The sequence below is a fragment of the Flavobacterium sp. N502536 genome (genome assembly GCF_025947345.1).
GTDB lineage: Bacteria > Bacteroidota > Bacteroidia > Flavobacteriales > Flavobacteriaceae > Flavobacterium.
Window position 1 is genome coordinate 3,036,757 of the sequence record NZ_CP110011.1, and the last position, 11,323, is coordinate 3,048,079.

Annotated in this window: 6 protein-coding genes; 5 read left to right on the forward strand and 1 reads right to left on the reverse strand. The window is 38.1% G+C overall.

The annotated features are described in order from the left end of the window. Nucleotides 1–194 precede the first annotated feature (194 nt). The 3 genes from OLM61_RS12930 to OLM61_RS12940 all read left to right on the forward strand — a co-directional run bounded on the left by OLM61_RS12930 (nucleotide 195) and on the right by OLM61_RS12940 (nucleotide 7,960). Entirely contained in the window at nucleotides 195–3,503 is a 3,309-nt protein-coding gene (locus tag OLM61_RS12930; protein WP_264523067.1) for an amino acid adenylation domain-containing protein, read from the forward strand. 108 nt (nucleotides 3,504–3,611) lie between these two features. Further along, nucleotides 3,612–6,920, forward strand: a complete 3,309-nt coding sequence (locus tag OLM61_RS12935) for an amino acid adenylation domain-containing protein (protein ID WP_264523068.1) — start codon at nucleotides 3,612–3,614, stop codon at nucleotides 6,918–6,920. A gap of 257 nt (nucleotides 6,921–7,177) precedes the next feature. Next, a complete protein-coding gene (locus tag OLM61_RS12940) occupies nucleotides 7,178–7,960 on the forward strand; it encodes a ThiF family adenylyltransferase (protein WP_319800524.1) in 783 nt (260 codons plus the stop codon). 632 nt (nucleotides 7,961–8,592) lie between these two features. On the opposite strand, the gene OLM61_RS12945 is transcribed toward OLM61_RS12940, so the two are convergent. Beyond that, entirely contained in the window at nucleotides 8,593–9,351 is a 759-nt protein-coding gene (locus tag OLM61_RS12945; RefSeq protein ID WP_264523062.1) for a response regulator transcription factor, read from the reverse strand. Between the two features lie 307 nt (nucleotides 9,352–9,658). Between OLM61_RS12945 and OLM61_RS12950 the strand changes: the two genes are divergently transcribed. Further along, on the forward strand, nucleotides 9,659–10,291 hold the full coding sequence (locus OLM61_RS12950) for a hypothetical protein (protein ID WP_264523063.1): 633 nt from the start codon (nucleotides 9,659–9,661) through the stop codon (nucleotides 10,289–10,291). A gap of 253 nt (nucleotides 10,292–10,544) precedes the next feature. After that, nucleotides 10,545–11,078: a UpxY family transcription antiterminator gene (locus OLM61_RS12955; protein ID WP_264523069.1), complete on the forward strand. Its 534-nt coding sequence runs from the start codon at nucleotides 10,545–10,547 to the stop codon at nucleotides 11,076–11,078. The last annotated feature ends 245 nt before the right edge of the window (nucleotides 11,079–11,323 follow it).

Below are 11,323 nucleotides of genomic sequence, written 5' to 3' on the forward strand. Positions count from 1 at the left end.
TTGGACTGTGAGTTTCATTTTATTTTGAACACCGCTCTATACTTACAGCCATGTCTCATTGTGAAATGTGAGATGTGAAATGAATCTGCTTACAGCATAAAATAAACAATTGGATACCACTATTTTATTAACACAATAGTGCCGCTCTTCTAAAAATTACAGACGCACTCAAAGTTTACTTTAAAAAAAATATCATGATAGAGAATTTAATCAATACACTAGAATCTTTAAATATAAGACTTCGGGTAGAAAATGGGGATTTGAAAATTAATGCTCCGAAAGGGACTTTAACACCCGAAATTATTGAAGACATTAAGGCGCATAAAAGCAGATTGCTTAGCTTGTTGTCATCGTCGGAATCAATTCCTAAAGCAGCCGTAAAAGAATCTTATGCGCTTACTTCCTCACAATATCGTTTGTGGACTCTGAGTCAGTTTGAGAGCGGTAATTCGGCTTATAACTTATTTGCTGCCTTTGAGTTTAAAGGAGTTTTAGAATTTGAGAAATTGGCGAAAGCCTTTCAAATTTTAGTGGAAAGACATGAGAGCTTGCGTACCGTTTTTAAAGAAGACGAACAGGGTGATTTGGGACAGTATATTGTTCCGGCAGCCCAATACAGCGGGACTTTACAGTTTAAAGATTTAACTAATGCCCCTGTTGAGGTTTTGACCAATTATGCCAGCACACTTCAAAAACATGCTTTTGACTTAGAAAAAGGACCGCTTTTTATAGGAGAAATTGTCAAATCGGCAGCAGATAGCCATATTTTGATGCTTAACATGCACCATATTATTGGTGATGGCTGGTCGATGGGCGTATTGAGTAAAGAATTTATAACGATTTATAATGAATTGGTTCTAGGTAATGAGATCGTATTACCGGATTTGCCTATTCAGTACAAAGATTATTCAGAGTGGCAAAACAGCCCATCCAGACAGGCAGTGCTGGAAAAATCCAAAGCGTTATGGTTAGAGACATTCTCAGGGGATTTGCCGGTTTTAGAACTGCCTTCCAATAAAGTAAGACCTAAACTTAAAACGTATAACGGTTCAGGGATAAAACATTCTTTTTCAAAAGAGAATAACACTGCCCTTAATGTTTATGCACAGCATAATGGGGTAACTCCTTTTATGGTTTTAATGGCCGGAATCAACGGATTGCTTTCCAGATATACCAACAGCAGCGACCTTATTTTAGGTACTCCTGTGGCCGGAAGAGAACACAGTGATCTGGAAAATCAGGTTGGCTTGTATTTAAACACACTGGCGATTCGAACTACATTTGAAAAAACAGTAAGTTTTCAGGACCTGCTTCAAACACAAAAAGAAACCTTATTAAAAGCCTATTCGCATCAGGACTATCCTTTAGACAGTTTGGTAGATGCACTTGATCTTAAAAGAGACACAAGCCGATCCGTTTTGTTTGATGTTTTGGTGGTTTTTCAAAATCAGCAGGAATTATTAGCATCTGAAAGCCTAAAAATCAGCGGCGTTGAAATAACGCCCTATAAAAATCTGAAAAAATCATTTAGTAAATTTGATTTAACCTTTGCTTTTGCAGAGTTTCAGGGCGAACTAAGCTTAGACATCGAATACAATACCGATATTTATGAAGCAGAATTTGTAGCGCGTTTGGCTTCCCACTTGGAAACCTTTTTAACAGAAGCGATTCAAAATCCGGAGCAAAAAGTAGCCACACTCAACTACCTGAGCGAAGCCGAAACCACCCAATTGCTGGAGGATTTTAACGATACAACAATAGCGTATCCTGAGGATCAGACTATGGTTGACTTATTTGTGTCTCAGGCAAAGAAAAGTCCGGAGCAAATTGCTTTGGTAACAGATGCCAAAAGTTTTACCTACAAAGAACTCGATGAAATCTCAAACGAGCTTTCGCACTATTTGTTAAGTAATTACAACTTAGCCGTAGAAGATTTAGTAGGTGTAAAACTAGACCGCAGCGAGTGGTTGCCAATAGCCTTGCTGGCTGTTTTAAAATCGGGTTGTGCTTATGTTCCAATCGATCCAAACTATCCGGCGCAGCGTATTGAATATATCGAACAGGACAGTAAATGTAAAGTCACTATAGACAATAACCTTATAGCAGCTTTCAGACAAGCAGCATCCATCTCAAAATCATTGCCGCAAACCTCTTTCAGTTCGCAGCATCTGGCCTACATCATTTACACTTCTGGCTCCACAGGAAAACCAAAAGGTGTTATGATCACCCATCAGAATGCTGTAGCGATGTTATGTTGGTCACAAAGAGAATTTAGCGATACTAATTTTGACATTTTGTACGCTGTAACTTCACATTGTTTTGATCTTTCTGTTTACGAATTTTTCTATCCGTTAAGCATTGGAAAACAAATTCGTTTATTGCCAAACGGATTATCAATAGGAGACTATATCCAGAACGATAAAAACGTACTAATCAATACCGTTCCTTCTGTAATCCTTACTCTGATTGAAAAAGGAACCACTTTTGAGAACGCCGCAGGAATTAACCTTGCCGGAGAAGCATTCCCGGTAAGCATTGCCAATCATTTTGCAGCCTCAGGCATAGCCATGAGAAATTTGTACGGCCCTTCAGAAGACACCACTTACAGCAGTTATTACAGAGTAGAAGGAACTTACGAAAATTCAGTGCCTATTGGGAAAGCCTTAGACAATACGCAGTTTTACATCCTTTCAGAAGACCTGGCCTTGCAGCCTGTGGGAGTCATTGGCGAAATCTGTATCTCGGGCGACGGTTTGTCCAGAGGATATTTGTACCAACCTGAACTAACAGCAGAGAAATTTATCACCAACCCTTTTAACGACACTACCAAACTGTACAAAACAGGCGATTTGGGCAAATGGTTACCCGACGGTACCATCGCTTACATAGGCCGAAAAGACAGTCAGGTTAAAATCAGAGGACATCGTATCGAATTGGGTGAGATCGAGCAGGTATTACAATCTCAAGAGGGTATCGATCAGTGTGTTGTGGTAACCGCAACCGTACAGGGTGATCTTGTTATTGTTAGTTATCTGGTAAGTGCCACAACGGTCAACAAACAACAGCTTCGTCAGTCACTTTCACGCGAATTGCCGGAATACATGCTGCCAAGTTATTATGTGTTTTTAGAGCAATTTCCGCTTACACCAAACGGTAAAATCGACAAAAAAGCCCTGCCTCCGGTAAGCACAGACGACGTTATTCAACAGGAATATGTTGCTCCGACCAACGAAATAGAGGAGAAACTGGTAGCCATATGGCAGGACATCCTAAAATTAGAGAAAATAGGAATCACCGATAACTTCTTTGAACTGGGAGGAAACAGTTTAAAAGCTACCGTTTTAATCAACAGAATCAACAAGGCTTTTGATACGAGATTTTCGATTGAGGATTTGTATGAAACTCAGAATGTTATTGGAGTTTCAGAAAAACTGAAATTTATCGTATTTCAGAATGAATTGGCCGGAGAGTCGGTTGATGATTTGGATGAGATTATGATATAAACTTATCTCAGTTCAACCGATAGTATTTTTTGGTGTTAACTAATGAGATGAGAACAGAATGATTCTGAAAAACAGAAATGCTTTTTACTTTACTTAAAAAATTATATCGTGATAAAAAATTTACTACATACGTTGCAATCCTTGAATATCAGACTTAAAATCGATAATGGAAACTTGAAAATTAATGCTCCTAAGGGGGCTTTAACACCCGAAATTATTGAAGATATTAAAAGGTATAAAAAGAAACTGATCACATTATTATCCTCTTCAGAGTCTATCCCTAAAGCTGCGATCAAAGATTTTTATGCGCTTACTTCGTCTCAGCATCGTTTGTGGACTTTGAGTCAGTTTGAAACCGGTAATTCGGCTTATAACCTCTTTACTGCATTTGAATTTAAAGGAGTTCTGGATTTCGACAAATTAGCCGAGACCTTTACCTTTTTAGTAGAAAGACATGAGAGCTTGCGTACTGTTTTTAAAGAAGACGGACAGGGGAATCTGGGGCAGTATATCGTTCCGGCAGCCCAATACAGCGGGACTTTACAGTTTACAGATTTAACTAATGCCTCGGATGAAGTCTTGCGGAATCATGCTAATGCACTTCAAAGACATGCTTTTGACTTAGAAAAAGGACCGCTTTTCATAGGAGAAATTGTCAGGTCGGCGGCAGATAGTCATATTCTGATGCTTAACATGCACCATATTATTGGCGATGGCTGGTCGATGGGGATATTGAGTAAAGAATTTATAACGATTTATAATGAATTGGTTATAGGAAATGAAATCGTATTACCGGATTTGTCTATTCAGTACAAAGATTATTCAGAATGGCAAAACAGCCCATCGAGACAGGCAACGTTGGAAAAATCCAAAGCCGCATGGTTAGAGACATTCTCAGGAGATTTGCCTGTTTTGGAATTGCCTTCCGATAAAGTAAGACCTAAACTTAAAACCAATAATGGCTCAGGGGTAAAACATCCTTTTTTAAAAAATACCACCACTGCGCTTAATGCCTATGCACAGCAAAATGGGGTATCACTTTTTATGGTCTTAATGGCCGGAATCAACGGATTGCTTTCCAGATATGCCAATATCGGAGATATTATTCTTGGGACTCCGGTGGCCGGAAGAGAACACAGTGATTTAGAGAACCAGGCTGGATTGTATTTAAACACACTGGCGATCCGAACGACATTTGAAGAAGCAACCAGTTTTGAAGAATTAGTAAACATACAAAAAGAGACCTTACTAAAAGCTTATTCCCATCAGGACTATCCTTTTGATAGTTTGGTGGAAGCGCTTGATCTTCAAAGAGACATGAGTCGATCGGTTCTATTTGATGTTTTAGTGGTCTTTCAAAACCAGCAGGAATTATTAGCCTCTGAAAATCTGGCTATAAATGGTGTTGAAATAACCTCTTATAAAAACCTGAAAAAGTCATTTAGCAAATTTGATTTAACCTTTGCTTTTGCAGAGTATCAGGGCGAACTAAGCTTGTACATCGAATACAATACCGATATTTATGAAGCAGAATTTGTAGAACGTTTAGCCGACCATTTGGATACTTTTTTAACAGAGGCCATCCAAAATCCGGAACAAAAAGTAGCCACACTCAACTACCTGAGCAAAGCCGAGACCACCCAATTGCTGGAGGATTTTAACGACACCGCAATAGCGTATTCTAAGGATCACACTATGGTCGACTTATTTGTGTCTCAGGCCTGGGAAACTCCGGAGCAGATTGCTTTGGTGACCGATGACAAAAGCTTTACTTACAAAGAACTCGATGAAATCTCCAACGAGCTTTCACACTACTTGTTAAGTAATTACAGCTTAGCCGTAGAAGACTTAGTAGGTGTAAAACTAGACCGCAGCGAGTGGTTGCCCATAGCCTTACTGGCTGTTTTAAAATCGGGTTGTGCTTATGTTCCAATCGATCCGAACTATCCGGCGCAGCGAATTGCGTATATCGAACAGGACAGTAAATGTAAAGTCACCATAGACGATAACTTTATAACAGCTTTCAAACAAGCAGCACCGATCTCAAAATCATTGCCGCAGATCTCTTTCAGTTCACAGAATTTGGCCTACATCATTTACACCTCTGGTTCCACAGGAAAACCAAAAGGCGTTATGATCACCCATCAGAATGCTGTCGCGATGTTATGCTGGTCACAAAGAGAATTTAGCGATACCGATTTTGACATGCTGTATGCTGTAACCTCACATTGTTTTGATCTGTCTGTTTATGAATTTTTCTACCCTTGGAGCATCGGAAAACAAATTCGCTTACTGGCCAACGGATTATCGATAGGAGATTATATCCAGAGCGATAAAAACGTATTAATCAATACCGTTCCTTCCGTAATCCATACCCTGATTGAAAAAGGAACCACCTTTGAGAATGCTGTTGGTATCAACCTTGCCGGGGAGGCTTTTCCGGTAAGTATCGCCAATCATTTTACCAACTCAGGGATTGCTATTAGAAACTTATACGGGCCTTCAGAAGACACCACCTACAGCAGTTATTACAGAGTAGAAGGAACATACGAAAATTCAGTGCCTATTGGAAAAGCTTTAGACAACACCCAGTTCTATGTACTTTCAGAAGCCCTGGCCTTGCAGCCTGTAGGCGTTATTGGAGAAATCTGTATCTCGGGTGATGGCTTGTCCAGAGGATACTTGTATCAACCCGAACTAACGGCAGAAAAATTTATCACCAATCCTTTTAACGAGAGCACGAAGCTCTACAAAACAGGAGATTTGGGTAAATGGTTACCTGATGGTACCATCGCTTACATAGGCCGAAAAGACAGTCAGGTTAAAATCAGAGGCCACAGAGTAGAACTTGGAGAAATCGAACAAGTACTCCAGTCACAGCAAGACATCGATCAGTGTGTTGTGGTAACCGCAACCGTTCAGGGCGATCCTGTAATTGTAAGTTACCTCGTGAGCGCAACAGTCGTAGACAAACAACAGCTTCGCCTGTCACTGGGCCGCGAATTACCCGACTATATGTTACCGAGTTACTATGTGTTTTTAGACAAATTTCCACTTACACCAAACGGTAAAATCGACAAAAAAGCACTGCCGCCGGTAAACGAGGCCGATGTAATTCAGCAGGAGTACATCGCACCTTCCAATGAAACCGAAGAAAAGCTAGTTGTCATATGGGAGGAAGTTTTGCAGAAAAACAAAATAGGAGTAGGAGATATTTTCTTTGCACTAGGCGGACACAGTTTAAAAGCAACCCAGGTAATCTCTAAAATTCAGAAAGAATTCAATATTAAAATTGAGCTCAAAGAATTGTATAAAGAGCCGACAATTACAAATCTGGCGCAATATATTGAGTCCATACAGCTCTTAAACAATCAGCAGTTCAAATCTTCTGTTATTGGAGAAGAACTTGTTTTTTAAAATTACCATTCTATTCCTGTAAAAGGAAGGAGAATATCCCATAAAAACCATTAAAACAAACAGCTACGAGAGCCTTCTTGTAGCTGTTTTTTTGTTTTATATAGGTTTTTTTTATGCCTATGTCTTTTGTTTTTTATGTAGTTGATTGATTTACAGTTATTAAGTCTTTTAAGGGGCATGAAATTAGCAATTATGGGGGCTGAGCCTGTAAAAACTACCTTTTAGGTTAAAAGGGTACCGCTTGTTTATGTTTAATTTTGAATAAAAAAATAGATGTTATGGATGACCGTTATTCAAAAAATAAGCTTTATCTGACGGATGAAGAACAAGAGGTTATAAAAAATTTCCCAATTCTGCTTGCAGGAAGTGGTCTTGGAAGTGTAATTGCCGAATGTGCGCTGCGTTTTGGTTTTGAAAAAATCACTATTGTTGATGGTGATCGGGTAGAAAGTTCTAATTTGAGCAGACAAAATTACACTGAAGATGATATCGATTCGAACAAGGTAGATGCTCTGGCAAAGCGATTGAGATCGATTAATAAAAATGCAGAAATCAATTGTATCGATTTTTTCCTGACTGTCGAAAATATAGGGGATCATATTAAAGGCCATAGAGCGGCAATTAACACACTGGATTTTTCTTCTCCAGTACCCTTGATATTCGATACGGCCTGTCAAAAGTTAGACATTCCGGTACTGCATCCCTACAATATAGGATGGGGGAGTCTGGTAACTGTTATTGCCAGGGATGGTCTTCTTTTAAATGCGCTGGCCAATGGGGATGAAGAATTCAACGAAGCAACGATGATGGAATACGCTTCAAGTTATTTGCGATTCTGGGGAAATCCACAAAAATGGATGGACAGCATTATTGAAAAATACAAAATCGAAAAAGGATGCCAATCACCGCCACAAATGGCTATTGCATCCTGGTCGGTAGCAGCCTTATGCACCCATTTGCTTTTTAATATCGCAACTGGTAAAAAGTATAAAAAATTCCCTGAATTTTATTTGTCCGCCATTATAGATGAGGATTTATAGAATGCCTTTTTTGACTTTTGACAATGATAATTTGCCATGTAGAGACATAGATTTTATGGAGTGTTAGATGTGAAATGTAAAACGTCTTAATCTTCTCCGGAGAATCTATGTTTCTATGTGTTTAAACCATAGCCACAGAAAGGCTCAACAGAAAAAATATGCCAAATCTGCGGGAGAAACATGGGTGTGAGATGTGCTATGTTAGATGTGAAAAGAATGTCTAAAAAGAAACGCATTGCTCTTAGATCACGCTCTGTGTTTTATTAAAAGTGAAACGCCTTTTTTCAGTTGAAAAATCTATGTTTCTATGTGTTTAAACCATAGCCATAGAAAGGTTCAACAGAAAAGATCTGCACAATCTGCAAGATCTGCGAGAAAAAAATTATCGCAGAAACATCGGTTTTAGAATGTAAAATGTGGGATGTAAGATGTGAAATGTAAAGTGCAAAAACTATGCACAAGAGAAACGTATTTCTCTTGTCTAGTACTCTGTGTTTTATTAAAAGTGAAACGTCTTATTTTCAGTTAGAAAATCTATGTTCCTATGTGTTTAAACCATAGCCACAGGAAGACCCAACAGAAAAAATCTGCCAGAAAAACACTTATCCCATAGAAATAAAAGCCTATGTCTTTTAAATCAGTTTATTACTGGTGGCATAGGCAATTGCCTCGGCGATATTCCCAACCCCTAGTTTGGTAAACAGCTTCCTCTTGTGGAACTTAATCGTATCTGCTGATACAAACATACTCTCGGCCATATTGGCAATCGTAAACCCCCTGATAGAATATTGCAAAACCTCCTTTTCCCGGCTGGTAAGTTCTATTTTTTTCATCACCTTCCAAAAATCTCCCTCCAGGTCGTAACTGTAGATCTTATTCTCTCCTTTTTTGTAAATCTTAATATTCCCGGACTGCAATTCAGAAGAAAGAGAGATAATACAAATCGACTTCCAAATTTTTCCGTCATTGGTTAAAAAAACAGGAGTCAGCTTCTGATTCACCAAAAAAGTCTTTCCATTGGGATTCTTCAAACGAAAGTCATACGAGATCGTATGATTCAAACGCTCCTCTACGGGGATATTCTGATAAAAATCAAACCCTATAGTGTTGATCTTCAGTAATAAATCCAAATCCTCTTTTACTACGTACTTAAAGTAAAAGGCGTAACCCAATTCCTGAACCTCTGCCGGAGTGTGATCGCATAAGAACAATGGATTTTCGGACACGTACTCAAAACCTTTCTTTTCGTAATCGATAATATAAATACTGCTGTAAGTAGTTCTGGCAAACGCCCGGACCAATTCTAAATAATTTCCAAGTCTGCCTTTTTCATCCTCGGAGATTTTGTGAACGGTGTTGTTTGAGGAAAAAAAGTCGTTTTCAATTACCATATTTTAATATTTTTTTAACAGGGTGTGAATATAGGAAAAATTGGAGAGATGCTGTTAAAATATTTTTATTTCTATACGAATTTAACTTCATTTCAATAATAACTTCATTTCGTTAAGAAGAGCCTTTTTTTTTCAGAAAAGCTGTTTTTAAAAACTACACTTAAAGGTAGTTTTTATTTAAAATACTGGAAACTAGTATTTTGTGTAATATGAAGCGTAAATTGTGGTGATAGTTTTGGAGAAAACAAACACTATGAAACTCGCCAAAAACAACCACCCAGCAATTAGTCAAAATGACATCTTACTTATGTCAAAATTTGTAGTCACAGAAAACTTCAATCACCATTCCAATGAAATTCTACCAGGTCATTATCAAAATGATATTGATGCGGTTTACAAAGAAGAAATGGGCTACTTAGAAAACTCAAAAATATTCGCTTTCAAAAACGAACAAGGGGACTTCACAGGAACCATCAGAGTTTTAAAATGGGATTTCATCACTCCACTTCCAATTCAGAAAATGTTTGGTATCAATCCTTTTATCTGCGCAGAAGGAGATGCCATCAATGAAATCTGGCATATTGGACGTTTTGCCATCAAAAAAGGCGTTCGTGATGTTAACTTATTAAAAAAACTATTGGTTTGTGCTATTGCACCGGTTTGCAAACACAAAGACAACATGGCTTTTGCCGAAATCGACGCCAAACTATTACGCGTACTAACCTTAATGGGAATCAAAGCCAAAATAGTTGGAAAATCAATCGAATACCTGGGATCAGAAACTATCCCGGTATCCATGTCTTATAATGGACTGATTAATTTCTACAACGAAAACAAACATTTGGTTACACCGGAAGATTTTCAGCTTTCGTCTGTAAACTACAAACTACCCAATAAGGTAGTATTTAACGCTAACAAGCTGAACTACACTTTGGTGTAGTAGAATTTGAAAACCGCTATTGTAAATTTACTTCAGTAAAAATAAGTAGTTGAATCCTCAACAAACCGATTTTTACAAAGCGCTCCAAACACAATGACAATTGTCCTGAGAGTTGCAACAAAAACATTATTACCAAAATTACTTCAAAGTAAAAAAGGTAAAGCTATTAAACCAAAAAACAGATCTCTAAAAAAAATAACCATGTGACTGGTAATAGCGCAGCTATGCCCGGTGACGAAAAAAACCAAATAGTATGGATCAAAAACAAGGATGGCATGTTCTTTACGTAAGGTACAGACATGAGAGTAAAGTCTACAAAGAGTTAATAGAAAAAAAACTAGAAGCTTTTTTACCGATGGCCACCAGCATCAGAAAATGGAGTGACAGAACCAAGAAAATTCAGATCCCATTATTTCCCAGTTATGTCTTTGTAAACATCAAATCCAATAAAGACTTTCATGATGCTTTAAATGTCGAAAGCGGCTGTTCGTACTTGTCATTTGGCAAAGAATACGGAAAAGTTTCTGAAGAAGAAATTGATTACATCAAGCTTTTTACCCAGGTGGAGGACATCACAGATGTTCAGATTGAACCGGTACTGCCTAAAATAGGCGATAAACTTAAAATTGAGCATGGCGACCTTTCGGGTTTGGAATGCGAAGTTTTCAGAGTCGACAATCAGCACCGAATTAGTGTCAGACTAAGCTCTTTACGTCAGAACATCTCAGCCATCATTCCTTTGTCGTATCTATCCAATACAACAGAAAACGTTTTTGCCAAAGCGTAATTTTTAGAATTCCTTTTTTAAATAGATTATTGCCGCCTGTGTTCCGGGAGCAGCTAATCATCAAAGCGACTTTTGTACTTGTCCTACTGTATTAAAGATCCTTTATTTCAATCATTCCTTACAAAATCAAAACAAATCAGCACAGCACATTGTCTTTTAGAACAATGTGTTTGGCGTTGTACATAGACCATTTTAATTATTTAAGCTATTAATTCATAATTCCAGTATTTAAGAAAACATTTTAA

Bases quoted from the DNA above. Each gene is read 5' to 3' on its own strand.
- OLM61_RS12930 (WP_264523067.1), top strand. From the start codon at position 195: ATGATAGAGAATTTAATCAATACACTAGAATCTTTAAATATAAGACTT.
- OLM61_RS12945 (WP_264523062.1), bottom strand. From the start codon at position 9,351: ATGGTAATTGAAAACGACTTTTTTTCCTCAAACAACACCGTTCACAAA.
- OLM61_RS12950 (WP_264523063.1), top strand. From the start codon at position 9,659: ATGTCAAAATTTGTAGTCACAGAAAACTTCAATCACCATTCCAATGAA.
- OLM61_RS12955 (WP_264523069.1), top strand. From the start codon at position 10,545: ATGGATCAAAAACAAGGATGGCATGTTCTTTACGTAAGGTACAGACAT.